Annotated in this window: 21 protein-coding genes; 8 read left to right on the top strand and 13 right to left on the bottom strand. The window is 70.0% G+C overall.

All coding sequences use genetic code 11. The features are described 5' to 3' along the window. Positions 1-31 precede the first annotated feature (31 nt). From CEK66_RS06155 to hutI, 7 genes are all read right to left on the bottom strand, one after another. Positions 32-658 carry a TetR/AcrR family transcriptional regulator gene (locus CEK66_RS06155; RefSeq protein WP_152236289.1) on the bottom strand — a complete coding sequence of 209 codons (627 nt, stop codon included), beginning with the start codon at positions 656-658 and terminating at the stop codon, positions 32-34. Beyond that, positions 658-915: an acyl-CoA-binding protein gene (locus CEK66_RS06150; protein WP_017909407.1), complete on the bottom strand. Its 258-nt coding sequence runs from the start codon at positions 913-915 to the stop codon at positions 658-660. The genes CEK66_RS06155 and CEK66_RS06150 overlap by 1 nt, the downstream gene beginning before the upstream one ends. A gap of 93 nt (positions 916-1008) precedes the next feature. Beyond that, positions 1009-1833 carry a hypothetical protein gene (locus tag CEK66_RS06145; protein WP_152236288.1) on the bottom strand — a complete coding sequence of 275 codons (825 nt, stop codon included), beginning with the start codon at positions 1831-1833 and terminating at the stop codon, positions 1009-1011. A gap of 140 nt (positions 1834-1973) precedes the next feature. Further along, a complete protein-coding gene (gene hutU, locus CEK66_RS06140) occupies positions 1974-3641 on the bottom strand; it encodes a urocanate hydratase (protein WP_152236287.1) in 1668 nt (555 codons plus the stop codon). A 50-nt stretch (positions 3642-3691) separates the two neighbouring features. After that, positions 3692-4555 carry an N-formylglutamate deformylase gene (gene hutG / locus CEK66_RS06135; protein WP_152236286.1) on the bottom strand — a complete coding sequence of 288 codons (864 nt, stop codon included), beginning with the start codon at positions 4553-4555 and terminating at the stop codon, positions 3692-3694. Positions 4556-4679: 124 nt separating this feature from the next. Next, positions 4680-6218 (bottom strand): histidine ammonia-lyase, encoded by a 1539-nt coding sequence (gene hutH, locus CEK66_RS06130; RefSeq protein ID WP_152236285.1) that lies wholly within the window; start codon positions 6216-6218, stop codon positions 4680-4682. Beyond that, positions 6215-7417 (bottom strand): imidazolonepropionase, encoded by a 1203-nt coding sequence (gene hutI, locus CEK66_RS06125; protein ID WP_152236305.1) that lies wholly within the window; start codon positions 7415-7417, stop codon positions 6215-6217. The genes hutH and hutI overlap by 4 nt, the downstream gene beginning before the upstream one ends. Positions 7418-7480: 63 nt before the next feature. Here hutI and CEK66_RS06120 point away from each other — a divergent pair, with 63 nt between their 5' ends. The 3 genes from CEK66_RS06120 to CEK66_RS06110 all read left to right on the top strand — a co-directional run bounded on the left by CEK66_RS06120 (position 7481) and on the right by CEK66_RS06110 (position 11926). Then, a complete protein-coding gene (locus CEK66_RS06120) occupies positions 7481-8878 on the top strand; it encodes a formimidoylglutamate deiminase (protein WP_152236284.1) in 1398 nt (465 codons plus the stop codon). 49 nt (positions 8879-8927) lie between these two features. Then, the gene (hutC, locus tag CEK66_RS06115) at positions 8928-9659 is read left to right on the top strand and encodes a histidine utilization repressor (RefSeq protein ID WP_152236283.1); all 732 of its coding nucleotides are present in this window, start codon (positions 8928-8930) and stop codon (positions 9657-9659) included. 278 nt (positions 9660-9937) lie between these two features. Then, positions 9938-11926 (top strand): SDR family oxidoreductase, encoded by a 1989-nt coding sequence (locus CEK66_RS06110; RefSeq protein ID WP_152236282.1) that lies wholly within the window; start codon positions 9938-9940, stop codon positions 11924-11926. 158 nt (positions 11927-12084) lie between these two features. Here CEK66_RS06110 and CEK66_RS06105 read toward each other — a convergent pair whose 3' ends face one another. The 3 genes from CEK66_RS06105 to CEK66_RS06095 form a co-directional block, all read right to left on the bottom strand. Next, entirely contained in the window at positions 12085-13086 is a 1002-nt protein-coding gene (locus CEK66_RS06105) for a restriction endonuclease (RefSeq protein ID WP_193312583.1), read from the bottom strand. 200 nt (positions 13087-13286) lie between these two features. Further along, a complete protein-coding gene (locus tag CEK66_RS06100) occupies positions 13287-13937 on the bottom strand; it encodes a phasin family protein (protein ID WP_152236280.1) in 651 nt (216 codons plus the stop codon). Between the two features lie 122 nt (positions 13938-14059). Beyond that, positions 14060-15325, bottom strand: a complete 1266-nt coding sequence (locus CEK66_RS06095; protein WP_017916054.1) for a patatin-like phospholipase family protein — start codon at positions 15323-15325, stop codon at positions 14060-14062. Between the two features lie 87 nt (positions 15326-15412). Between CEK66_RS06095 and CEK66_RS06090 the strand changes: the two genes are divergently transcribed. After that, positions 15413-16132: a hypothetical protein gene (locus tag CEK66_RS06090; protein ID WP_017907798.1), complete on the top strand. Its 720-nt coding sequence runs from the start codon at positions 15413-15415 to the stop codon at positions 16130-16132. A gap of 204 nt (positions 16133-16336) precedes the next feature. On the opposite strand, the gene CEK66_RS06085 is transcribed toward CEK66_RS06090, so the two are convergent. Continuing rightward, positions 16337-16612 carry a polyhydroxyalkanoic acid system family protein gene (locus tag CEK66_RS06085; RefSeq protein WP_152236279.1) on the bottom strand — a complete coding sequence of 92 codons (276 nt, stop codon included), beginning with the start codon at positions 16610-16612 and terminating at the stop codon, positions 16337-16339. Between the two features lie 114 nt (positions 16613-16726). Between CEK66_RS06085 and CEK66_RS06080 the strand changes: the two genes are divergently transcribed. Continuing rightward, positions 16727-17524, top strand: coding sequence for an FHA domain-containing protein (locus CEK66_RS06080; protein ID WP_152236278.1), 798 nt, complete (start codon positions 16727-16729; stop codon positions 17522-17524). Here the strand turns inward: CEK66_RS06080 and msrQ are convergent. Together msrQ and msrP are read right to left on the bottom strand one after the other, a co-directional pair. Next, positions 17493-18122: a protein-methionine-sulfoxide reductase heme-binding subunit MsrQ gene (gene msrQ / locus CEK66_RS06075; RefSeq protein ID WP_043092131.1), complete on the bottom strand. Its 630-nt coding sequence runs from the start codon at positions 18120-18122 to the stop codon at positions 17493-17495. The genes CEK66_RS06080 and msrQ overlap by 32 nt on opposite strands. A gap of 134 nt (positions 18123-18256) precedes the next feature. Further along, positions 18257-19225 (bottom strand): protein-methionine-sulfoxide reductase catalytic subunit MsrP, encoded by a 969-nt coding sequence (msrP, locus tag CEK66_RS06070; protein ID WP_152181387.1) that lies wholly within the window; start codon positions 19223-19225, stop codon positions 18257-18259. Positions 19226-19379: 154 nt separating this feature from the next. Here msrP and serC point away from each other — a divergent pair, with 154 nt between their 5' ends. From serC to aroA, 3 genes are all read left to right on the top strand, one after another. Further along, a complete protein-coding gene (gene serC / locus CEK66_RS06065) occupies positions 19380-20465 on the top strand; it encodes a 3-phosphoserine/phosphohydroxythreonine transaminase (RefSeq protein WP_152236277.1) in 1086 nt (361 codons plus the stop codon). A 79-nt stretch (positions 20466-20544) separates the two neighbouring features. Further along, positions 20545-21693: a prephenate dehydratase gene (gene pheA / locus CEK66_RS06060; RefSeq protein WP_017910781.1), complete on the top strand. Its 1149-nt coding sequence runs from the start codon at positions 20545-20547 to the stop codon at positions 21691-21693. Between the two features lie 501 nt (positions 21694-22194). Next, positions 22195-23508, top strand: a complete 1314-nt coding sequence (gene aroA / locus CEK66_RS06055; RefSeq protein ID WP_152236276.1) for a 3-phosphoshikimate 1-carboxyvinyltransferase — start codon at positions 22195-22197, stop codon at positions 23506-23508. The last annotated feature ends 67 nt before the right edge of the window (positions 23509-23575 follow it).

The raw sequence follows: 23575 nt of genomic DNA, 5'->3' as shown, positions 1-23575 counted from the left end.
CCGCCTGTGCTTGCGCGCAGGGCAGGGCGCTTCAATCCAGATAGGCGTCCATCAACGCGGCCAGGTGCGCGCGTTCGGCGTCGCGCAGGAACGGCGCGATCAGTTGCATCACCTGCACGATGCCGTGGCGGATCGCCACTCGCTCGTCCTTTTCGCCGCGCGCGGCCGCATAGTTGAGCCAGAACGTGGCCACCACCAGCACGTTGGTGGCCACGCCGCCGCGTTCCTGGGCGCTGGCGCGCATCGCGCCGGTCTGCGCCAGTCCCTCGAACACCGCCTGCACGCTGGCGTCGGCACGGCGCAGGATGCGCGCGAAGCGCAGGCGCAGGCGCCGGCTGCGGCTGAGGATCTCGACCAGGTCGCGGTACAGGAAGCGGTAGTCCCAGATGCACTCGAACACCAGGTGCAACTGCAGCCAGATATCCTCCAGCCCCGGCAGGCGCGCGCTCGGCAGCGCCAGCGCCGTGTCCATGCGCTCCTCGTAGCGCGCGAACAGGTGCTCGATGATGTCGTCCTTGTTGCGGAAGTGGTAGTACAGGTTGCCGGGGCTGATCTCCAGCTCGTCGGCGATGTGGTTGGTGGTGACGTGCGGCTCGCCCTGCGCGTTGAACATCGCCAGGGCGGTCTCGAGGATGCGCCGCCGGGTGTCGCGGGCCATCAGGCCAGCAGCTTCTTCACCAGGTCCACGTATTTCTTCTGCGCTTCCGCCTGCGGCACGCCCTTGAGCTTGGCCCAGGCCTCGTACTTGGCGGTGCCGACGAAGTCGAAGAAGCCCGGCTTGGCGCCGCTGACGTCGCCCTCCGAGCCTTGCTTGTACAGCGCGTACAGCCGCAACAGGGTGTCGTTGTCGGGGCGCTCGGCCCGCTGCTTGATGTCCTGGACCGCTTTCTCGAAGGCCGCCTTGCTGTCTGCCATGATCCCGCTCCGCCCTGACCGGCAGGCATCACAGCACGGGCGGGAGGCCGGGTCAACGCGGGCCGCGGCCGGTGGCCGGCGCGGACGCCGCGGTTACAGCATCGACAGGGCGTCGGCCTGGCGGCTGTCGGCGACGCGTTCGTGCGCATGCGCGGCCTCTTCGTGGGCGGCCTGCGCCTGTCGCGCCAGCGAGGCCTTGGCCGCGATGGAACGGATCGCATCGGTGACTTCGGCCAGCGGCACCTGCGTACTGAGCCGCTGGAAGGTGTCGCGGCTGTTGTAGCCGGAACCGTCGCGCAGGTACTGCTCGTACATGGTCAGCAGTTCGGTGCAGGCGGCGGTGAGGGTTTCCATGTTGTTGCGCGCCAGGGCGTGGCCGACCTGGTCCAGGTTGTGCAGGCAGTCGGAGAGCCAGTGCAGGTCGTAGCGCGCGCTGGCCGGCTCCGGGCCGTTGTGGCCGCGGCTGTAGGCGCTGTAGCGGCGGATGCTGCGCGCCACGCGGGCGACGTGGGCGAGCAGGGTGCCGACTTCGTCGGCGATGTCGATCTGCGCCAGGGCGATGGTCGAGGGCGGCGCGGCCGGGGGCGCCGCCGGTGCCGGCCCTGGCTTCGGGGGAACGGGCGAAGGCGCCGCGGCCGGTGCGGCATTGGCGGACGCCGCCGCTGCGGGCGCTGCCTCGTATTCGTAGGTCGCGCGCAGGCGCTCGTGGTCCTGGCGCAGCGTTTCCAGTTCCTGCGCGCTGGCGGCGGCCTGCGCCTTCAGCTGGCTCAGCGCCGCCTGATACCGCGCGATCGTCTCCTTCGCAGTCGCGTCGCGCCGATAGGCATGCCCCAGACGCTGGAACAAGCCATGCGCGAACGCTGTGGCAACGGCAGCCCACAGCGCCACGGCAGGAGTGAGGTAGATCAGGATGCCCATGCAGGCTCCTTGAAACGATGCATCCCTTGTCGGCGCAGCTCGGCCGAACTTGAGGCTGTATCGTGCGAGGGGTGACGCAGTTCCGCTTTGCCGCGTCGTGCGCCCGCCCGCCGCGCGCAGGCGGCGGACGGGCGCCGGCCTCAGCGCAGGATGCCGGGCAGGTCCAGGTGCTTGTCGCGGGCGCAGTCGAGGGCGATGGCATACCCCGCATCGGCATGACGCATGACGCCGGTCGCGGGGTCGTTCCACAGCACCCGGGCGATGCGCTTGGCCGCCGCCTCGGTGCCGTCGCAGACGATGACCATGCCGGCGTGTTGCGAGAAACCCATGCCGACGCCGCCGCCGTGATGCAGCGAGACCCAGGTGGCGCCGCTGGCGGTGTTGAGCAGGGCGTTGAGCAGCGGCCAGTCGGAGACGGCGTCGGAGCCGTCGGCCATGGCCTCGGTCTCGCGGTTCGGCGAGGCGACGCTGCCGCTGTCCAGGTGGTCGCGGCCGATCACCACCGGCGCCTTCAGTTCGCCCTTGGCGACCATCTCGTTGAACGCCAGCCCCAGGCGGTCGCGGTCGCCCAGGCCGACCCAGCAGATCCGCGCCGGCAGGCCCTGGAACCGGATCTTCTCGGCGGCCATGTCCAGCCAGCGGTGCAGGTGCGGGTTGTCGGGAATCAGTTCCTTGACCTTGGCGTCGGTCCTGGCGATGTCCTCCGGGTCGCCGCTCAGCGCGGCCCAGCGGAACGGGCCGACGCCGCGGCAGAACAGCGGGCGGATGTAGGCGGGGACGAAGCCGGGGAAGTCGAAGGCATTGGCCACGCCTTCCTCCAGCGCCATCTGCCGCAGGTTGTTGCCGTAGTCCACGGTCGGCACGCCCAGGGCGTGGAAACCGAGCATGGCGCGGATGTGGTTGGCCATCGAGGCGCGCGCGGCCTGTTCCACCTCCTTCGGTGCGGAGACGCGCTTGGCGTCCCACTGCTCGACCGTCCAGCCCTGCGGCAGGTAGCCGTTGACCGGGTCGTGCGCGGAGGTCTGGTCGGTCAGCAGGTCCGGCTTGATCCCGCGCGCCAGCAGCTCGGCCAGCACGTCGGCGACGTTGCCGAGCAGGCCGACCGAGCGCGGCGTCTTCGCCGTGCACGATTCGGCGATCAGGCGCAGCGCCTCGTCCAGATTATCGGTCCAGGTATCCAGGTAGCCGGTGCGCAGGCGCATGTCGATGCTGCTCTTGCGGCATTCCACCGCCAGGCACGAGGTGCCGGCCATCACCGCGGCCAGCGGCTGCGCGCCGCCCATGCCGCCGAGACCGCCGGTGAACAGCCACTTGCCGGACAGGTCGCCACCGTAGTGCTGCCGGCCCATTTCGACGAAGGTCTCGTAGGTGCCCTGCACGATGCCCTGCGCGCCGATGTAGATCCAGCTGCCGGCGGTCATCTGGCCGTACATGGCCAGGCCTTTCTTATCGAGTTCGTTGAAGTGGTCCCAGTTGGCCCAGCGCGGCACCAGGTTGGAATTGGCGATCAGCACCCGCGGCGCGTCGGCATGGGTGCGGAACACGCCGACCGGCTTGCCCGACTGCACCAGCAGGGTCTGGTCGTCGTCCAGGCGCTTGAGCGTCTCGACGATGGCGTCGAAGCTCTCCCAATCGCGCGCGGCGCGGCCGATGCCGCCGTACACCACCAGTTCCTGCGGCCGCTCGGCCACGTCCGGGTGCAGGTTGTTCATCAGCATGCGCAGCGGCGCTTCGGTCAGCCAGCTCTTGCAGGTGAGGGTGCTGCCGGTGGGCGCTTGGATGGTGCGGGTGGCGTCGAGGCGGGTCATGCGGGAATCCTCAGGTGGATGCGCGGAAGGCGGAACGCGCTGCGCGCGCGTCAGTTGGCGGCGCGGGCGGATGCGGCGGGGCTGCGGGCGAAGTCGAGGCAGGCCTGCAGCACCTGCTGCAGCACCGCGCGCAATGGCGCGGCGTATTCGGGTTGCCACGGCGAGGGCCAGTTGCTGGGGTCGACCGTGTCCGGCTCGTGCATGTAGCCGCGGCAGGCCAGTTCCATCTGGATCGCGTGCACGCCGTCGGCCGGCGCGCCGTGGTGGCGGGTGCTCCAGCCGCCCTTGAAGCGGCCGTTGCGGACGTGGCTGAAGCCGCTGCCGGCGCAGACGCGCTCCACCGCATCGGTCAGCGCTGCCGCGCAACTGCTGTCCACCGCGCCGAAGGCACCGGCGCTGCCGATGTTGAACTGCGGCAGCTCGCCGTCGAACAGGTGCGGAATGCGCGAGCGGATCGAATGCGCGTCGTACACCACGATGGCCGGGTGCAGGGCGCGCAGGCGCGCGATCTCCGCGTCCAGTGCGGCGTGGTAGGGCGCGAACCACTGCGCGCGGCGCGCGTCGATCTCGGCCGCATCCGGCTCGGCCCCGGGCCGGTACAGCGGCTGCGCATCGAAGGTGGTCAGTGGGCACAGCCCGGTGGTGTTCTGCCCGGGATACAGCGACACCCCGGCCGGGTCGCGGTTGACGTCGATCACCGAGCGCGAGATCGCGGTGCGCACGGTGGTCGCGCCCAGCGCGTTGGCGACGTCGTACAGCAGGTGCACCCACCAGTCGGCATCGCGCTGCGCCAGCCATGGCGAGACGAAACGGTCGGCCAGCGCTTCCGGCAGGTCGGTGCCGGTGTGCGGGAAGCTGAGGATCAGCGGCGCATCGCCGCGGTGCACAGTGAGCCACTCGGGCAGGGATGTCATACGGCCTCGCGTTGTGCTGTTCTGTGGAAGCGGCTTCAGCCGCGAACGGGGCATTACCCGGTAAAGCCCGGTTGCGGCTGATCTCAAAAAGGGGCAGAGCTGCTCCTGCGACGGGGTCTTCAGATCAGACGCTAACCTCGGGCAGCCGCATCCCCACCGCCGCGGCCAGCGCGCCGTCGCGCACCAGCGCGGTGGCGGCCAGCATGTCCGGATGGAAATAGCGATCGTCCTGCAGCGCCGGGACGCGGACGCGCAGCAGCGCGCGCGCCGCTTCCAGGACGGCGCTGGAGCGCAGCGGCGCGTGGAAGTCGCAGCCCTGCGCGGCCGCCAGCAGTTCGATGCCGACCACATTGGCCGCGTTCTCGGCCATCGCCAGCAGGCGGCGCGCGCCGTGCGCGGCCATCGACACGTGGTCTTCCTGGTTGGCCGAGGTCGGGATCGAATCGACGCTGGCCGGGTAGGCGCGTTGCTTGTTCTCCGAGACCAGCGCCGCGGCGGTGACCTGCGGGATCATGAAGCCGGAGTTGAGACCGGGCTTGGGGGTCAGGAACGCCGGCAATCCGGACAGCGCCGGATCCACCAGCATGGCGACGCGGCGCTCGCTGATCGAGCCGATCTCGCACACCGCCAGCGCCAGCATGTCGGCGGCGAAGGCCACCGGCTCGGCGTGGAAGTTGCCGCCGGACAGCGCCTCGCCGGTGTCGCTGAACACCAGCGGGTTGTCCGACACGCCGTTGGCTTCGGTGGCCAGGGTGGTGGCGGCCTGGCGCATCACGTCCAGCGCCGCGCCCATCACCTGCGGCTGGCAGCGCAGGCAGTACGGATCCTGCACGCGCACGTCGTTGTCGCGGTGCGAATCGCGGATCGCCGAGGCGTGCATCAAATCGCGCAGCGCCGCGGCGGTGGCGATCTGCCCGGGCTGGCCGCGCAGCGCGTGGATGCGCGGATCGAATGGGGTGTCCGAGCCTTTCGCGGCCTCGGTGGACAGCGCGCCGGCGACCAGCGCGGCATGGAACACGCGCTCGATCTCGAACAGGCCGGCCAGCGCGTAGGCGGTGGAGAACTGGGTGCCGTTGAGCAGGGCCAGGCCCTCCTTGGCGCCCAGCGTCAGCGGCTGCAGCCCGGCCTGGGCCAGCGCCTGCGCCGCCGGCAGGCGCGCGTCGCCGACGAAGGCCTCGCCGACCCCGAGCATCACCGTGGCCAGGTGCGCCAGCGGCGCCAGATCGCCGGAGGCACCGACCGAGCCCTGGCACGGCACCACCGGGATCACCTCGTGGCGCAGCAGCGCTTCCAGCAGCGCCAGCGTCTGCGGCTGCACGCCGGAGGCGCCCTGGGCCAGGCTGGCCAGCTTCAGTGCCATCATCAGTCGCACCACCGGCACCGGCATCGGCGCGCCGACCCCGGCCGCGTGCGACAGCACGATGTTGCGCTGCAGGGCCTCCAGGTCCTCGCGCTCGATGCGCACGCTGGCCAGCTTGCCGAAGCCGGTGTTGATGCCGTACACCGGCGCGCCGGTGGCGACGATCGCCTCCACGGTGCGCGCGCTGCGCAGCACCGCGTCGGCGCAGGCCGGGTCCAGGCGCACGCTGGCGCCGCGGTACACGGCGCGCCACTGCGCCAGGCTCACCGCGCCGGGGCGCAGCAGGATCTCATCGTCGCTCATTGTCCTCTCCAGATACGCGCATGCAGCGGGTTGAAGCCCATGCGATAGACCAATTCGGCCGGTTCGGCGATGTCCCAGATCGCCAGGTCGCAGGCCAGCCCGGCGCGCAGCCGGCCGACCTGGTCCTGGCGCCCGAGCGCGTGCGCCGCCTCGCGGGTGAAGCCGGCGATGCATTCGGCCACGGTCAGCCGGAACAGCGTCGCCGCCAGGTTCATCGCCAGCAGCGGGCTGGTCAGCGGCGAGGTGCCGGGGTTGCAGTCGGTGGCCAGCGCACGCGGCACGCCGGCGGCGCGCATTGCGGCGATCGGCGGCAGCTGGGTGTCGCGGGTGAAATAGAACGCGCCCGGCAGCAGCACCGCGACGGTGCCGGCCGCGGCCATGGCGGCGACGCCGGCGTCGTCCAGGTATTCGACATGGTCGGCCGAGCGCGCGCCGTAACGCGCGGCCAGCGCCGCGCCGCCCTGGTTGGACAGCTGTTCGGCGTGGATCTTCAGCGCCAGGCCATGGCGTTGCGCGGCCTGGAACACCTGCTCGGTCTGCGCCGGGGTGAACGCCAGGTGCTCGCAGAACACGTCCACCGCCTCGGCCAGGCCCTGCGCGGCGACCGCCGGGATCATGCGCTCGCAGACCTCGTCGATATAGGCCTGGGCCTCGGCGCCGGGCGGCACCGCGTGCGCGCCGAGGAAGGTCGGCGACACCGCCACCGGGCGCAGCTCGCCCAGGCGCCGCGCCACGCGCAGCAGGCGCAGTTCGTCGTCCAGAGTCAGGCCGTAGCCGGACTTGATCTCCACCGTGGTCACGCCCTCGGCCAGCAGCGCGTCCAGCCGCGGCAGGCTGGCGGCGAGCAGGGCGTCCTCGTCGGCGGCGCGGGTGGCGCGCACCGTGGAGACGATGCCGCCGCCGGCGCGGGCGATGTCGGCGTAGCTGGCGCCGAGCAGGCGCTGCTCGAACTCGCCGGCGCGGTTGCCGGCATAGACCAGGTGGGTGTGGCAATCGATCAGGCCGGGGCTGATCCAGCGCCCGCCGCAGTCGATGCTGCGTTGCGCCGACAGCGGGCCGGGCAACTGCGCGGCGGCGCCGGCATAGACGATGCGGCCGTCGCGGCAGGCCACCACGCCGTCGTGGACCAGCCCCAGGCCGCCGTCCTCGGCGTCCAGCGTCATCAGGTGCGCGTTGTGCCAGAGCGTGTCGCAGGGCATGGTCACGGGCAGGCTCGTCGGTTATTTTGTATATACAATATTGTGGTCGATGGAGGGTGTCCAGTGCAGACCCAGGCGCAGCAGCAGGCCAACGGCAACGCGGGATCGGGCGAATTCTGGTGCGCGCACGCGCTGCTGCCACAGGGCTGGGCGCGCGACGTGCGTATCGGCGTGCGCGGCGGCCGCATCGCCACGGTGGAGCGCGACGTGGCCGCAGCCCTTGGCGATCAGCGCCTGGACATCGTGGTGCCCGGGTTGGGCAATCTGCACAGCCACGCCTTCCAGCGCGGCATGGCCGGCCTGACCGAGATCGGCGGGCGCAGCGGCGACAGCTTCTGGAGCTGGCGCGAACTGATGTACCGCTTCCTGCAGCGGCTGAGCCCCGACGATCTGCAGGCCATCGCCGAGCAGGCCTACGTGGAGATGCTCGAGGCCGGCTTCACCCGGGTCGGCGAGTTCCATTATGTGCATCACGCCGCCGACGGCCGCCCCTACGCCGACCGCGCCGAGATGGCGCAGCGTCTGGCTGCCGCGGCGCAGACCAGCGGTATCGGCATGACCCTGCTGCCGGTGTTCTATGCGCATGCCGATTTCGGCGGCGCCGCGCCGAACCCGGCGCAGCAGCGCCTGCTGCACGACGTCGACGGGTTCGCCGCACTGCTGGACGGCAGCCGCCGTGCCCTGCAGGGGCTGGATGACGCGGTGCTGGGACTGGCCCCGCACAGCCTGCGCGCGGTCACCCCGGACGAACTGGCGGCGCTGCTGCCGTTGTGCGGCGGCCCGGTGCACATCCATATCGCCGAGCAGACCCGCGAAGTCGACGCCTGCCTGGCCTGGAGCGGGCAGCGCCCGGTGCAATGGCTGCTGGCGCACGCGCCGGTGGATGCGCGCTGGTGCCTGGTGCACGCCACCCATGTCGACGCCGCGGAAGTGCAGGGCATCGCCGCCAGTGGCGCGGTGGTTGGGCTGTGCCCGATCACCGAGGCCAACCTCGGCGACGGCCTGTTCCCGATGCCGGAGTTCCTGCGCGCCGGCGGCCGCTTCGGCGTGGGCTCCGACTCCAATGTGCTGATCGATGCGGCCGAGGAACTGCGCCTGCTCGAGTACGGCCAGCGCCTGAGCCTGCGCGGGCGCAATGTGCTCACCGGCGACACCGCGCTGTCCAGCGGCCGCCTGCTGTTCCAGTCCGCCGCGCAGGGCGCGGCGCAGGCGCTCGGTGTCGAACACGGTCTGTGCGTGGGCGCCCCGGCCGATCTGGTCGAACTGGACGCCACGCATCCGGCCTTGCAGGCGCGCGACGGCGACGCCTGGCTCGACAGCTGGCTGTTCGCCGCGCGCGGCGGTGCGGTGCGTTCGGTCTGGCGCCACGGGCGTGCGCTGGTCCGCGAGGGCCGCCACCTGCAGCGCGAGGGCGTCGCCGCCCGCTACGCGCGTGCGCTGACCCGGTTGCTGGACGCATGAGTCGCGACCCGCGCGCGCTGTGCGCTGCCTGCCGCGGCACGAATTGCCGATGACGCCGGCCGTGCCGACGCTGCCGCTCAGCCAGCGCATCCGCCGCGACATCGAAGCGCACATCCGCAGCGGCGCGTGGCCGCCCGGCCATCGCATTCCGTTCGAGCACGAACTGATGGCGCAGTACGGCTGCTCGCGGATGACCGTCAACAAGGTGCTGGCGCTGCTCGCCGACGCCGGCATGATCGAGCGCCGACGCCGCGCCGGTTCGTTCGTGGCGCGGCCGCATCCGCACATGGAGCAGGTCGCGCTGGAAATCCCGGACATCCCGGTCGAGGTCGCCGCGCGCGGCCATGTCTACCGTTTCGAACTGCTGGAGCGGCAGCAGCGCGCGCCGCGCGCGGCGTTGCCGCAGGAGGCCGAGGTCGCCGCTGAGGGCAGCCTGCTGGCGCTGCAATGCCTGCACTACGCCGACGGCCGTCCGTTCGCGCTGGAAGAGCGCGTGATCAATCCGGTGGCGGTGCCGGAGGCCTTGCAGATGGACTTCGCGGTCACCGTGCCCGGCAGTTGGCTGCTGCAGCACGTGCCCTGGACCCGCGCCGAACACCGCATCAGCGCGGTCGGGGCCAGCGCCGCGCAGGCGGCGCGCCTGCAGGTGCCGGCCGGCACCGCGTGTCTACTGATCGACCGCCGCACCTGGCGCGGCGAGCAGGCGGTGACCTTCGTGCGCCAGGTGTTCCTCGGCGACACCTACGACCTGGTCGCGCGGTTCTCGCCAGGCGCGCGCTGAGCCTGGCGCGCACGGCGACTGCAGGCAGCTCACGTACGCCGGCGCGACGAAGGTGTCCGTGGAAGGCCGTCGCGGCTGACGCCGCTCTTCCAGGACGCGACACGACGCGCGACGAGCACGGATGATGAGGCACGCGCAGTCGCCTCGGCGATGCGCAATGCTGCGATGCCGCACGTTCGCCATACGCCGGCGTGCGTTTGTCCTGCCCGCCGCACTCTGGCAAGTTAGCGCCGGGGCCGGGCGAGGGGCCGTGGCCGCGGAACGAGGGATGGTTCGGCATGACGTATTTCGTGACAGGCGCCACCGGTTTCATCGGCCGCTACCTGATGGCCAAGCTGATGCGGCGCAAGGGCGTCGTGCATGTCCTGCTGCGCAAGGAGTCGCAGCGCAAGTTCGATGCGCTGGTGCGCGAGCAGGGCTGGGATCCCAAGCGCCTGGTGGTGCTGCACGGCGACGTCGGCGCCGAGTACTGCGGGCTGTCCGCGGCGCAACGCAAGGCGCTGCACGGCAAGGTCAAGCATTTCTTCCATCTGGCTGCGCTGTACGACCTCACCGCCAAGGCCGAGGACCAGCGCATCGCCAACCTCGACGGCACCCGCAATGCACTGGAACTGGCCGCGCAGATCGGCGCCGGCATCTTCCACCACACCAGTTCGATCGCGGTGGCCGGGCTGTACCCGGGCATCTTCCGCGAAGACATGTTCGAGGAAGCCGAGGGCCTGGACGATCCCTACCTGCGCACCAAGCACGATGCCGAGGCGCTGGTGCGCGCCGAGACCCGGATCAAGTGGCGCATCTACCGCCCGGCGATGGTGGTCGGCGATTCGCGCACCGGCGCCATCGACAAGATCGACGGCCCGTACTACTTCTTCCCGCTGATCAAGAAGCTGCGCCAGCTGCTGCCGCCGTGGGCGCCGATGCTGGGCATCGAGGGCGGACGGATCAACCTGGTGCCGGTGGACTTCGTCGCCGACGCGATGGACCACATCGCGCACAAGCCGAAGCTCGACGGCCACACCTTCCACCTCACCGACCCCGAGCCGCTGCGCGTGGGCGAGGTGCTCAACGTGTTCTGCCGCGCCGGCCACGCCCCGGAGATGACCCTGCGGGTGGACGCGCGCATGTTCGCGTTCGTGCCCTCCAGCATCCGCGCCGCGGTCGGCAGCCTGCCGCCGATCCGCCGCTTCACCGGCATGCTGTTGCGCGACTTCCGCATCCCGCGCGAAGTGCTGAAGTTCATCACCTATCCCACGCGCTTCGACAGCCGCGAGACCGAGCGCGCGCTCAAGGGCAGCGGCATCGCCGTGCCGCGGCTGGAAGACTACGCCTGGCGCCTGTGGGACCACTGGGAACGGCACCTGGACCCGGACCTGTTCGTCGACCGTTCGCTCAAGGGCAAGGTGCGCGGCAAGGTGGTGTTGATCACCGGCGGCTCCTCGGGCATCGGCCTGGCCACCGCGCAGCGCGTTGCCGAGGCCGGCGCCATCACCGTCATCGTGGCCCGCGGCGAGCAGGAATTGCATGCCGCACGCGATGCGATGAACGCCAAGGGCGGCAAGGTCTTCGCCTATACCGCCGACCTGTCGGATCTGGCCGACTGCGACCGCCTGCTCAAGACCGTGCTGGACGCGCATGGCCATGTCGACGTGCTGATCAACAATGCCGGCCGCTCGATCCGCCGCTCGATCGAACTCAGCTACGACCGCTTCCACGATTTCGAGCGGACCATGCAGCTGAACTATTTCGGCAGCCTGCGCCTGATCATGGGCGTGCTGCCGGGCATGACCGCGCGGCGCAAGGGCCACATCATCAACGTCAGCTCGATCGGCGTGCTGGCCAACTCGCCGCGCTTCTCCGCCTACGTCGCCTCCAAGGCGGCGCTGGACGCCTGGAGCCGCTGCGCGCAGGGCGAGTTGTCGGGCAAGGGCATCAGCTTCACCACGGTCAACATGCCGCTGGTGAAGACGCCGATGATCGCGCCCACCAAGATGTACGACAGCGTGCCGACGCTGAGCGTGGACGAGGCCGCCGACCTGATGGTCAAGGCGATCATCGAACGCCCCAGTCGCGTGGCCACGCGACTGGGCATCTTCGCCGCCCTGGTCAACGCCGTGGCGCCGAAGGCCTACGAGGTGGTGATGAACACCGCCTTCGAACTGTTCCCCGACTCGGCCGCGGCCAAGGGCGACCGCAAGGCGCTACGCGAGACCAAGCCGAGCCAGGAGCAGATCGCGTTTGCGGCGTTGATGCGGGGGGTGCATTGGTAAGAGCCGGGAATCGGGAATGGGGAGTAGGGAATCGGAACAGCGCTGGCTGCACGCGGTGCGGGTTCTGTCCTGTCAGGCAGGAACGTCACGGGTGCATGCTAGTCGAATGCCGATAGCCCGCTCTACCGATTCCCCATTCCCGATTCTCCAATCCCCGCTCAGAACGTCCTACATTGCCGCCACCGCACCGGTTCCTCGTGGCCCGGGCGCGGGTTGAGCTGGATGCGGACGGTGCGCAGGGACGGGTAACGCTCCACTTCGCGGCAGATGCGCGGCCACACCTGGGCGTCGTCGCCGCTGCGGTCGACCACCAGGGTCATCTGCGTCTGCCAGATGCCGCGGATCACGCCTGGGGTGCCGGCCAGGGCCTTGGAGAGTTCCTGGCGGTTGCGTTGTTCGGTGGCGGGATCGGGGTCGGCCAGGTCGCCGGCGTCGTCCAGCGCAGGCTGGGGCGCGGCAGCGGTGGTGCTCGTTGGCGTGGTTGCGGCCGGCGTAAGCGCGGCTGCGGCAGCGGGCGTAGGCGATGACGCCGTTGCGGTCACGGCTGCCGGAGGCGCTGCGGGCTGCTGCAACGCCAGCGCACCGACGCCGGTCACCACGCCCAGGGCGAGCGAGGCCAGGCCGGCGATGGCGATGTGGCGCTGCGCGCGGCGGCGGCTGGCGCCGATCACGCCGTCTTCCAGTTCGCTGGGCAGGTAGGGCTTGAGCATCGGCCAGATGCGCGGGCCGTCGAGGATTTCCACCGCCTGCTTCTCGGCCGCGGCGATGCCGTCGCGCTGCACCTTGCCCTCGGTGATCAGGATGCCGCCCTGCGCGCCCATCAGCCGTGCCGCCGCGCCCAGTTCGTTGACCGCGGCCGAGCCGATCCGGTAGGCCCGGCCGTGCTTGCACGACAGCAGCCAGCGCGCCTCGCCTCGGGTCATCACGAAGTCGCTTTGCGGTTCCTGGCTCGTGTGCTCGTCGACGGTGGCGTCCTGCAGGTCGCGCTGTTCGCGCATCGCGCGCCGCACCATGTAGGAGAAATCGCGCCAGTGCAGGCCGGCCAGCGCGTGCAGTCCGGCGCTGGCCTCATTCTCGCGGCGCCGTACCAGCCACAGGTAGAGGCTGGCCGCCAGCCATGCCGCGACTGCCAAGATCGCTGCCGCTATCCAGGAAAACATGCTCGCACCCGCACACGCGCCGTAAGGAAGTCAGTGTATCGCCAGCGTGTCACGGCGCCGGCAAGGCGACAGCGGTGGACGGCGGACAAAAAAGACCCGCCAGTCCGAAGCCGAGAGGGGAGGGGAGCAAACGGTCTTCTGATGGACTGGCGGGTCCGTTTCGATTGTCTGGAAAAACGTGTTGCTTTGCAACAATTCGGTTACTCGGCCGGGGTCGGGGCCTCGCTGCGCTTGCGGCTGGCGCGCTTGGGCGCGGCCGCGCGCTTGGCTGGCGCGACCTTGGCGACCACCGGGCCGGCAGGTCGGCGCGCCGGTGCCGCGCGCTTGGCCGTGGCGGGGTGCGGCGCGGCGGTCTTCCTGGCGGCTTTCTTCGCCGCCGGCGCCTTGCCCGCCGCCTGCGTGGCACGGCCGCCGCGCAGATGGCGCAGTTCGCCATTGAGCGCGTCCACGCGCTCGATCAGCGCACCCAGGTCCTCGCGACTGGGCACTTCCAGGCGGCGCAGCGCGCGCTGCACGCGATCCTCGAATACCTTCTCCAGGCGGTCCCAGGTGTCGGCGGCGCGCTCGCGGGCCTGGCCGACCCGGTTCTCCACCGCATCGCGCACCGCATCGACCCCGCCGCCGGCCAGCTTGCGCGTGCTCTGCTCCAGGCTCAGGCCTTCCTTCACCAGGGTCTCGAACAGCTTGCCGCCCTCGGCCTGCGCACGGCCGAACGCGCCGACCCCGGCCAGCCAGACCTGCTGCGCCGATTCGCCCAGGCGCTTGGACAGCTTTTCCGCCTGCGCCTGCAGGGTGTCGTCGGCAGCGGCGGTGCTGCGCTTCTTGCGGGCGGACTTCTTCAGAGTGGCCATGACGGTGCGGTTCCTTCGGCGGGTGAGTGGCGGGGTTCGAGACTCGGGACTGTGACTAGAGTAATCACACCAGCGTGCGCAGTGCGCGGGGAGCGATGGCGCCGTCGGCCGGGGCGGCAGCGCTACGCCTCCGGCGAACGGCGGGTGCGGCGTGTGGCACGGCGGCCGGCGATGACCTGGTCGACGTCGTCCAGCGCACGCCGCAGGCGCGCGGTGGTCTCGGTCATGCGCCGCGGCTGCACGTCCACGCCATCGAGGAAGGTGCGCTTGCGGTCATTGAGGATATCGTGGCGCAGCGCGATGCCGTGTGCGGCCAGCAGCGGCTCCAGCGTCTGCGCGTTGCGGCGCAGGTCGGACAGGGTGTTGCGGTAGGCGAGCTGGCACACGCGATGGCGCGCGGCGTAGCTGAAGAGATTGGTGAAGAACAGCTCGCCGTTGTCGGCGTTGGGTTCGAAGACCAACTGATCCACCTGCGGGTACTGTCGCGCGTACTTCTCCAGCCCCACCTGCATGCGCGATTGCAGCAGGGTGCGGAAGGTCTGCGACAGCACCGCCGGCAGGCCGCCGGCGAGCAGCCGCGCGCGGTCGATGTGGCCATTGCGGCGCGGCGCGTGGGTGGCGTCGTAGGGCACCAGCGGGTTGATCCCGATCATCAGGTCGATGCCGCGCTCCAGCAAGGTGGAGGCATGCATGGTGCGGCGCAGCGCGCCGTCCACGTAATGGTGGCCGTCGATCTGCACCGGCGGATACAGCCCCGGCAGCGCCGCGCTGGCCTGGATCGCCAACGAGATCGGCACGTGGTCCATGCCCGGCTCGCCGAAGCGCACCGCACGTCCGCTGTCCAGGTCCACGGCGACCACGAACAGATTGGCGTCGAGGTCGCGGAAATCGTTGCTGCGGCCGCGGCGGCTGAACACGTCCTGCAGGAAACGCTCGACCCCGGCGTTGTCGAACAGGCCGCTGGGCACCAGTCCGCCGAAGCGGGTGATCAGGTCCGACCAGCGGGTCTTGCGCGGTTCGGTGAGCAGGTCGTGCCACCAGCCGTAGGCCAGCCCCGGCAGGGTCGCGGCACGGCGCAGATACTCGTAGACGTTGGGCCGCAGGAAGTCTTCCGGGCGGAACCGCGCATCGTCGCTGTTGCCGGTGACGAAGATCCGGCAGATCTCGGCACTGCTGATGCGGTTGGCCAGCCCGGCGGTCAGGAATGCACCGGAGCTGACGCCCACGTAGCAATCCAGGCGGGTCAGGTCCAGTCCGTCCAGCGCCTCGTCCAGGGCACGCAGCGCACCGAGGCCGTACATGCCGCCGATCGGCCCGCCGCCGGCGATGGCCAGGCCGATGCGGCCGTTGGAATGGGGACGGGGCGAGGCGCTGTGGAGGGAAAGCATGCGCGGTCCGCAGGAGGCAGTGGCGCGAGTGTAGCCGAGCGCCGTGACGCTTGCGGTCGTGCCGGGCTGCGACCATCATCGGCGCCCATGGCGCGCAGCACTCCCGTCCTGGAACGACTCGGCCGCCGCCTGGCATGGCACCAGGCGCTGCACGACCCCGTGCGCGAACCGCGCAACGCGCTACGCTGGCTGCAGGAACTGCGGCGCTGGCAATCGGAGCGGCTGGAGCACAGCTTCGAGCATTTCCTGGAGGATCCGCAGCGGCGTCCGGCGGCGATGTTCTTTCTCACCGACGTCTATGGCGATCGCGACTTCAGCCGTCGCGACGCCGACATCGTCAAGGTGTTGCCGATGATGCAGCGGCTGATGCCGGCGTCGTTGCTGGACACGGTCGCCGACGGCATCGAGCTGGGTGCGCTGACCCACGCCCTGGACCTGCGCATGGCCGAGGCGCTGCAGGACCTGGCGCCGCGGCGCAAGCGCCTGGACGAAGCGTTGTATGCCGAAGCCTATCGGCAGACCGGGCTACCCCGGCTGCGCCAGCGCCAGATCGACCTGATCGCCCGCGTCGGCCTGGGCCTGGCCAAGGCGGTGCATACGCCGGGCGTGCGCATGCTGCTGCGCTTCGCCCGCGGCCCGGCCAAGGCCGCGGGGCTGTCGGAACTGCAGGGATTCCTGGAGCGGGGTTTCGACGCGTTCTCCAAGCTGGGCGATGCCGAGGGGTTCATCGGCGATATCGAGACCACCGAGCGCGCCGTGTCGGAACGATTGTTCGCGGGCGATCCGGATCCGTTTGCGTTGGAGTGAGTCAGCGGTCGGACCCTCACCCCAACCCCTCTCCCGACGGGAGAGGGGCTTTGAGCTGTTCCTTCTCCCCTCGGGAGAAGGTGCCCCGAAGGGGCGGATGAGGGTGCGAGCGAAGCCTCGCATCGCCAGTTCGTCGCAGTCGCTGCACGCGCCGCACCCTCACCCCAACCCCTCTCCCGAGGGGAGAGGGGCTCGATGCACTGATCAGCCCAGCTTTTCCGCCAGCACGCGACGAATCTCGCTTTCCACCGTGCCCTTCATCGCCGACAGCAGGAAGCCCAGTTCGGCAGTCACGTGCACCTGCTTGGGCAGCAGTTCGATGCGTCCGTCCACGCCCGAGCGCGAGAACAGCAGGGAATCGCCATCCCAGTGCGATTCCAGGTCGAAGCGCTCGGCCAGCTTCTTGGCGGCGGTTTCGATGGCCTTGCGGGCCTGCGCGGGGGTCTTGTCGTGGTCGTGGCGGATGTCGATGCTGGACATGCTGGCTCCTGTGCGGGCGGGTGCCCGCGTGAACGATCAGGCATTGTGCGTATGCGCGGTGCATTGTCCAGCGCGCGCTTCTGCACTTGCAGGCAACCTGCTAGGCTGCCTGCCGTGCACGATCTGCAAGTCCATTTCAGCAACCGCCAACATCCCGACCGGCCCCTGCGCGCGGGCGTGCATCGCATCGTGCGGCTGGCCTCCGGCCAGGTCAGCGTGGTCGACGACACCCAGGGCGCGTTGCTGCTGGCGCAGTTCTGTCTGGACCGGCGCGGCCTGTGGCTGCAGGTCGCCAACGGCAGCCGCGGCATCCACGTCAACGGCCGCCCGGTGCGGCGCATGGCCCTGCTGCGCGCCGGCGACGCGGTCTACGCCGACGGCGTGGAGATGGTGGTGCAGGGCAAGTGCGAGCCGCTGCAGCGCCTGCCTGAGGTCAGCGAGGCCGAGTACGACGATCCGCGCCTGGTGCTGCGCGGCGTCGGCGGTCCGCACCATGGCCGCAGTTTCACCGTGGACCGGGTGCGCAGCATCGGCCGCCTGCGCGAGTGCGACATCCGCATCGACGATCCGGCCTGCGCCGAACAGCACGCGCGCCTGGAACGGCATGGCGAGCGGGTGCTGCTGCGCGGCTTCGGCGATGCGCAGACCCAGGTCAACGGCGTGGCCGTGCGCAGCTGCTGGCTGCAGCCCGGCGACCAAGTGGTGTTCGATGCCCAGCACCGCTTCGTGCTGGAGGTCCCGCAGGTCGTCGGTGCCGAGCCGCTGCGCGACGACCCGGCCCTGGCCGCGCTCGCGCTGACCCCGGCGGTGGCGCCACGTCCGGCCACCGCGCGGCGCTGGCCGTGGCTGCTGCTCAGCGCCTTGTTGCTGGCCGCCGCGCTCAGCGGCCTGCTGTGGTTCGGCGCGCGCTGAGCGCCCGCCAGCCGCGCCAGCCCAGCAGCACCGCCAGGATCGCCGCGTACAGCAGCGGTTCGCGGATGTCCGACTTCACCAGCCACCAGAAGTGCAGCACGGCGAGTACGCCGATCGCATAGATCGCCTTGTGCAACTTGCCCCAGTTGCGCTTGAGCCGGCGCATCCAGCCCTGGGTGGAGGTGATCGCCAGCGGCACCAGCAGCAACCAGGCCAGGAAGCCGACGGTGATGTACGGGCGTTTGACGATCTCCTCGAAGATCTGCGTCCAGTAGCCGCGCAGGTCCAACCCCAGATAGGCCGCCAGATGCACGGTCGCGTAGAAGAACGCGTACAGCCCGAGCATGCGCCGGAAACGCAGCAGCACCGATTGCCCGGTCAGCTGCCGCAGCGGGGTGATGGCCAGGGTCAACAGCAGCAGCCGCAGCGCCCACAACCCGGTGCGGTGCTCGACCTCGGCCACCGGATCGGCACCGAGCGCATCGCTGCCGGTCTGCCACACCTGCCAGAACTGCCAGCCCAGGTACGCCATCGGCGCCAGCGCCAGCGCATGCACCACCGCCTTGGCAGCGATCAACGAAGCGGAGGTCTTAGCCATGCGCCGTCATCGCGCCGTGTCGGCACAGGTGCCACGCGGCACGCCGACTGCGATTCCAGCCGTCGCGCGAGGCAACCACCAGGCGCCGCGCTTTTCCCATTCCCGATTCCCAGTTCCCCATTCCCAGCCTCTCCTCAATACCATTTCTTCAGATCCATCCCCGCATACAGCGACGCCACCTGATCGGCATAGCCGTTGAACGGGCGGGTGGGAATGCGCTCGGCGAACAGCTTGCTGGCCTTGCCGGCGATACGGCGCTCGGTCTTCTGGCTCCAGCGCGGATGGTCCACCGCCGGATTGACGTTGGAGAAGAAGCCGTACTCGGAGGGTTGCAGCTCGTGCCAGGCGGTTTCCGGCATGCGCTCGACGAAGCGGATCTCGACGATCGACTTGATGCTCTTGAAGCCGTACTTCCACGGCACCACCAGCCGCAGCGGCGCGCCGTTCTGCTGCGGCAGCGGCTTGCCGTACAGGCCGGTGGCGAGCAGGGTCAGCGGGTGCATGGCCTCGTCGATGCGCAGGCCTTCCTTGTACGGCCAGTCGATCGAGCTGTAGCGGATGCCGGGCATCTGCTTGGGATCGGCCAGGGTGGTGAAGGCGACATACTTGGCCTTGGAGGTCGGCGCGAAGCGCTTGAGCACGTCGCCCAGCGGCACGCCCAGCCACGGGATCACCATCGACCAGCCTTCCACGCAGCGCAGCCGGTAGATCCGCTCCTCGGGCGTATGGCCCTTGAGCAGGTCGTCCAGGGACAGCGTGCCGGGCTTCTCGCATTCGCCGGACACCTTCACCGACCATGGCGAGGTGCGCAGGGTCTTGGCCGCCTTCGACGGATCGGTCTTGTCGGTGCCGAATTCGTAAAAGTTGTTGTAGCTGGTCACGTCCTCGTAGCGGGTCAGCTCCTCGTTGGTGCGGAACCCGCTGCGCGCCTGCTCCGGCGTCACCACGGTCTTGGGCGGGGCCGGCGGCTCGGCGTCGGCGCAGCCGACCAGGCCGGCCACCGGGGTCAGCGCCAGGGCCTGCAGCAGGCGCCGCCGGTCGCGGTAGACCGCCTCGTCGGTGATCTCGCGGCTGGGGACGGTGAGGGCATCGCGCAACGACATGGCGGACTCCTGGAGCGAAGGGGGCGAGCGGTGGCGGGGACTTCACCACAGACTACGCATGCGCAGGGCGAATGGATGCAAATGCAACCTAAATTGCCCGGGCCGCAAGCTGTTGCGCTGCGGCATACTAGGGGTCCTGTCCGATAGGTGCCCCATGACGCGCGCGTTCAATTTCAGTGCCGGCCCCGCTGCCTTGCCGGAATCGGTCCTGCGCCAGGCGCAGGCGGAGATGTTGGAGTGGAACGGCGTGGGCGCCTCGATCGTGGAGCTGAGCCACCGCGGCGCCGAGTTCATGGAGGTCGCGGCGCAGGCCGACGCCGACCTGCGCCGGCTGATCGGCATTCCCGACGACTATGCCGTGCTGTTCCTGGCCGGTGGCGCCACCACCCAGCAGGCGCTGCTGGCGCTGAACTTCGCCGCGCCCGGGCAGACCGTGGACTACGTGGTGACCGGGCACTGGGGCAAGACCGCGATCAAGCAGGTCGGGCCGTACGTCGACGTGCACGTGGCCGCCAGCAGCGAGGCCGACGGCTTCCGCGACATCCCGCCGCGCGCGGCCTGGCAGCTGCGCGAGGATGCCGCCTACGTGCACATCACCGCCAACGAGACCATCCACGGCGTGGAGTTCCGCGACACGCCCGACGTTGGCGACGTGCCGCTGTTCGCCGACTTCAGCTCCAGCATCGCCTCCGAGCCGATCGACGTCTCCAGGTACGCGCTGATCTACGCCGGCGCGCAGAAGAACCTCGGCCCGGTCGGCGTCACCGTGGTGATCATCCGCCGCGACCTGCTCGAACGCGCCGGCCAGCCGCGCGCGGACATCTTCGATTACCGCTCGCATGTGGCGCGCGACTCCATGCTCAACACGCCGCCGACCTGGAACTGGTACCTGGCCGGGCTGGTGTTCAAATGGATGCTGGCCGAGGGCGGCGTGGAGGCGTTCGCCGCGCGCAACCAGGCCAAGTCGGCGCTGGTGTACGCGGCGATCGACGCCTCCGGCGGCTTCTACCGCAACGAGGTCGCGGCGGCGGTGCGCTCGCGGATGAACATCCCGTTCTTCCTGCCGGACGAGACTCTCACCACGCGCTTCGTCGCCGAATCCAAGGCGGCCGGCCTGCTGGCGCTGAAGGGCCACAAGGCGGTCGGCGGCATCCGCGCGTCGCTGTACAACGCCATGCCCCTGGCCGGCGCGCAGGCGCTGGTCGCGTTCATGCACGACTTCCAGCAGCGCCACGGCTGAGTCGCCGATTTTTGTAGGAGCGGCTTCAGCCGCGACCGGATCGCGCCGGCGATCCGGACCACCGAGGAACCCCCGATCCATGGCCGCAAAGCCGAAGAAATCTCCCGCCGCCGACGCCAAGCCGGCCAAGCCTGCGAAACCCGCCGCCACGCCGGCCCTGGCCGACGTGCGCGCCAAGATCGACGAGATCGACCGCACCATCCAGGCGCTGATCGCCGAGCGCGCGCAGTTCGCGCACCAGGTCGGCAAGGCCAAGGGCAAGCTTGCCGCGGCGGTGGACTATTACCGGCCCGAGCGCGAGGCGCAGGTGCTGCGCATGGTGGTGGACCGCAACCAGGGCCCGCTCAGCGACGAAGTGCTGGTGCACGTGTTCCGCGAGATCATGTCCGCGTGCCTGGCGCAGCAGGAGCCGCTGAAGATCGGCTACCTGGGGCCGGAAGGCACCTTCAGCCAGCAGGCGGTGCTCAAGCACTTCGGCCGCTCGGCGGTGGGCCTGCCGATGGCCACCATCGAGGAAGTGTTCCAGGAAGTGGAAAGCGGCAACGCCGACTTTGGCGTGGTGCCGGTGGAGAACTCGGGGCAGGGCACGATCCAGGTCACCCTGGACATGTTTCTGACCTCCAACCTGAAGATCTGCGGCGAGACCGAGCTGCGCGTGCACCAGTTCCTGCTCTCGCGCAGCGGGCGGCTGGACGCGATCGAGAGGATCTACGCGCATCCGCAGTCGTTCGCGCAGACCGCCGGTTGGCTGCGCGCGAACCTGCCCAAGGTGGAGAAGATTCCGGTCTCCAGCAACGCCGAAGGCGCGCGCCGGGCGCGCAATGCCGACGATGCGGCGGCGATCGGCGGGGAGAGTGCGGCGCATGTGTATGCGCTGAAGAAGGTCATCATGAAGTCGATCGAGGACGACGCGGACAACACCACGCGCTTCCTGGTGATCGGGCGGCAGATCTTCCCGCCGTCGGGGCACGATCGTACGTCGGTGCTGGTGTTCATCCACGACAAGCCGGGTGCGTTGTTCGATGTGCTCAGTCCGTTCGCGCGGCATGGGATCAGCATGAATCGGATCGAGTCGCGGCCGTCGCATCAGGCGAAGTGGGAGTACGGGTTCTTCATCGATCTGGCGGGGCATGTGGAGGATGAGGCGATGAAGTTGGCGTTGGCGGAGTTGAAGGCGCATTCGGCGCAGATCAAGGTGTTGGGGTCGTATCCGGTGGCGGTGCCTTGATCGAGCCGGTCGGCCTTTGCGACATCACGTCGCAAATCAAAGACCCTCTGATTAACAGTCAAGTGTTCTGAGTGGTTGGCTGCAGAAAAGCGGTACGGCAACGGCAACAGCTTTCGCGCTGACGCGCGAGTCACTTTTCTTTGCTTGTGCAAAGAAAAGTAACCAAAAGAAACACACCCCCGGGCGGGCTGCCCCGCGCTGCGCGCGGGGTCCGCGGACACGACGGGAATTTTCGGAAGGCACATCCATGTGCCTGCCGAAAACGACGCGCATCCTGCGCGTCGCCCCTCACGGGGTTTTACCCGCCGTGTCCGCCAGCCCTCACGGGGGGATTGAGAGCAACAGCGACAGCAAGAACAACGGCAACAGCAGGAACAACAGCAACGGCAACGGCGGTGGCTGACTTGGTGTAGGCGTCGTGGCAGCAGCGCAAGCGCGCGGTAGCGGCGCCGATGTCGCCGGGTGGTGGTGAATCTTCGGGTGGTTGGACTTTCAGGAACGATGATGAGCAACGAGCAAGGCTGGATCGCAACGTGCGGCACTGCGCTGCAGGGCACGCTGACGGTGCCGGGGGACAAGTCGGTGTCGCACCGGGCGGTGATGTTCGCGGCGTTGGCCGATGGCACGTCGCGGATCGAGGGGTTTCTCGAGGGCGAGGACACGCGTTCGACGGCGGCGATCTTCGCGCGGCTCGGGGTACGGATCGAGACGCCGTCACCGTCGCAGCGCATCGTGCATGGCGTGGGCGTGGATGGGTTGCAGGCTCCGCAGGGCGAGCTGGATTGCGGGAACGCCGGCACCGGCATGCGTCTGCTCGCCGGGCTGCTCGCGGCGCAGCCCTTCGACAGCGTGCTGGTCGGCGATGCATCGCTGTCCAAGCGGCCGATGCGCCGGGTCACCGAGCCGCTGGCGCTGATGGGCGCGCGCATCGACACCGAGGCCAATGGCGTGCCGCCGCTGCGCATCCATGGTGGCCAGCCGCTGCGCGGCATCGACTTCGTCTCGCCGGTGGCCAGCGCCCAGGTCAAGTCGGCGGTGCTGCTGGCCGGTCTGTATGCCGACGGTGTCACCACGGTGCAGGAGCCGCATCCCACCCGCGACTACACCGAACGCATGCTGTCCGCGTTCGGCGTGGACATCGCGTTCGCGCCCGGCCAGGCGCGGCTGCGCGGCGGCCAGCGTCTGCGCGCCACCGATATCGCGGTGCCGGCGGACTTCTCCTCTGCGGCGTTCTTCATCGTCGCCGCCAGCATCATTCCCGGCTCGGACATCACCCTGAAGGCGGTCGGGCTCAATCCGCGCCGAACGGGTCTGCTGGCCGCGCTGCGCTTGATGGGCGCGGACATCGTCGAGCACAACCACAGCGAGCACGGCGGCGAGCCGGTCGCCGACCTGCGCGTGCGCTACGCGCCGCTGCGCGGTGCGCGGATTCCGGAGGACGTGGTGCCGGACATGATCGACGAGTTCCCGGCATTGTTCGTCGCCGCCGCCGCCGCCGACGGCCAGACCGTGGTCAGCGGTGCGGCGGAGCTGCGGGTCAAGGAATCGGATCGCCTGGCGGCGATGGCCACCGGGCTGCGCAGCCTCGGCATCGTCGTCGATGAGACCCCGGACGGCGCCACCATCCACGGCGGCACGCTGGGTGCCGGGACCATCGAAAGCCACGGCGACCATCGCATCGCCATGGCCTTCGCTATCGCCGGACAGTTGGCGCAGGGCGAGGTGCGGATCCAGGACGTGGCGAACGTGGCGACGTCGTTCCCGGGTTTCGACACGCTGGCGCGCGGCGCCGGCTTCGCGTTGCGCACCGCCTGACCGCCTGCGCAGCACCGGCCGCGTGCAAGCGCGGCCGGGGGAAGAGGCAACTCGGGTTTTCGAAACG

Origin of the sequence: Xanthomonas sp. LMG 12460 (assembly GCF_009192895.1) — a bacterium.
Lineage (GTDB): Bacteria > Pseudomonadota > Gammaproteobacteria > Xanthomonadales > Xanthomonadaceae > Xanthomonas_A > Xanthomonas_A sontii.
This window is presented reverse-complemented; position numbering and strand designations above follow the sequence as displayed.

Coding starts and splice junctions, on each gene's coding strand:
- hutU (WP_152236287.1), bottom strand. CDS start 3,641: ATGACCCGCCTCGACGCCACCCGCACCATCCAAGCGCCCACCGGCAGC.
- serC (WP_152236277.1), top strand. CDS start 19,380: ATGACGCGCGCGTTCAATTTCAGTGCCGGCCCCGCTGCCTTGCCGGAA.
- hutH (WP_152236285.1), bottom strand. CDS start 6,218: ATGAGCGACGATGAGATCCTGCTGCGCCCCGGCGCGGTGAGCCTGGCG.
- CEK66_RS06100 (WP_152236280.1), bottom strand. CDS start 13,937: ATGGCCACTCTGAAGAAGTCCGCCCGCAAGAAGCGCAGCACCGCCGCT.
- CEK66_RS06110 (WP_152236282.1), top strand. CDS start 9,938: ATGACGTATTTCGTGACAGGCGCCACCGGTTTCATCGGCCGCTACCTG.
- CEK66_RS06150 (WP_017909407.1), bottom strand. CDS start 915: ATGGCAGACAGCAAGGCGGCCTTCGAGAAAGCGGTCCAGGACATCAAG.
- hutI (WP_152236305.1), bottom strand. CDS start 7,417: ATGCCCTGCGACACGCTCTGGCACAACGCGCACCTGATGACGCTGGAC.
- CEK66_RS06105 (WP_193312583.1), bottom strand. CDS start 13,086: ATGTTTTCCTGGATAGCGGCAGCGATCTTGGCAGTCGCGGCATGGCTG.
- aroA (WP_152236276.1), top strand. CDS start 22,195: ATGATGAGCAACGAGCAAGGCTGGATCGCAACGTGCGGCACTGCGCTG.
- msrP (WP_152181387.1), bottom strand. CDS start 19,225: ATGTCGTTGCGCGATGCCCTCACCGTCCCCAGCCGCGAGATCACCGAC.
- hutG (WP_152236286.1), bottom strand. CDS start 4,555: ATGACATCCCTGCCCGAGTGGCTCACTGTGCACCGCGGCGATGCGCCG.
- hutC (WP_152236283.1), top strand. CDS start 8,928: ATGACGCCGGCCGTGCCGACGCTGCCGCTCAGCCAGCGCATCCGCCGC.
- msrQ (WP_043092131.1), bottom strand. CDS start 18,122: ATGGCTAAGACCTCCGCTTCGTTGATCGCTGCCAAGGCGGTGGTGCAT.
- pheA (WP_017910781.1), top strand. CDS start 20,545: ATGGCCGCAAAGCCGAAGAAATCTCCCGCCGCCGACGCCAAGCCGGCC.
- CEK66_RS06095 (WP_017916054.1), bottom strand. CDS start 15,325: ATGCTTTCCCTCCACAGCGCCTCGCCCCGTCCCCATTCCAACGGCCGC.
- CEK66_RS06155 (WP_152236289.1), bottom strand. CDS start 658: ATGGCCCGCGACACCCGGCGGCGCATCCTCGAGACCGCCCTGGCGATG.
- CEK66_RS06085 (WP_152236279.1), bottom strand. CDS start 16,612: ATGTCCAGCATCGACATCCGCCACGACCACGACAAGACCCCCGCGCAG.
- CEK66_RS06145 (WP_152236288.1), bottom strand. CDS start 1,833: ATGGGCATCCTGATCTACCTCACTCCTGCCGTGGCGCTGTGGGCTGCC.
- CEK66_RS06090 (WP_017907798.1), top strand. CDS start 15,413: ATGGCGCGCAGCACTCCCGTCCTGGAACGACTCGGCCGCCGCCTGGCA.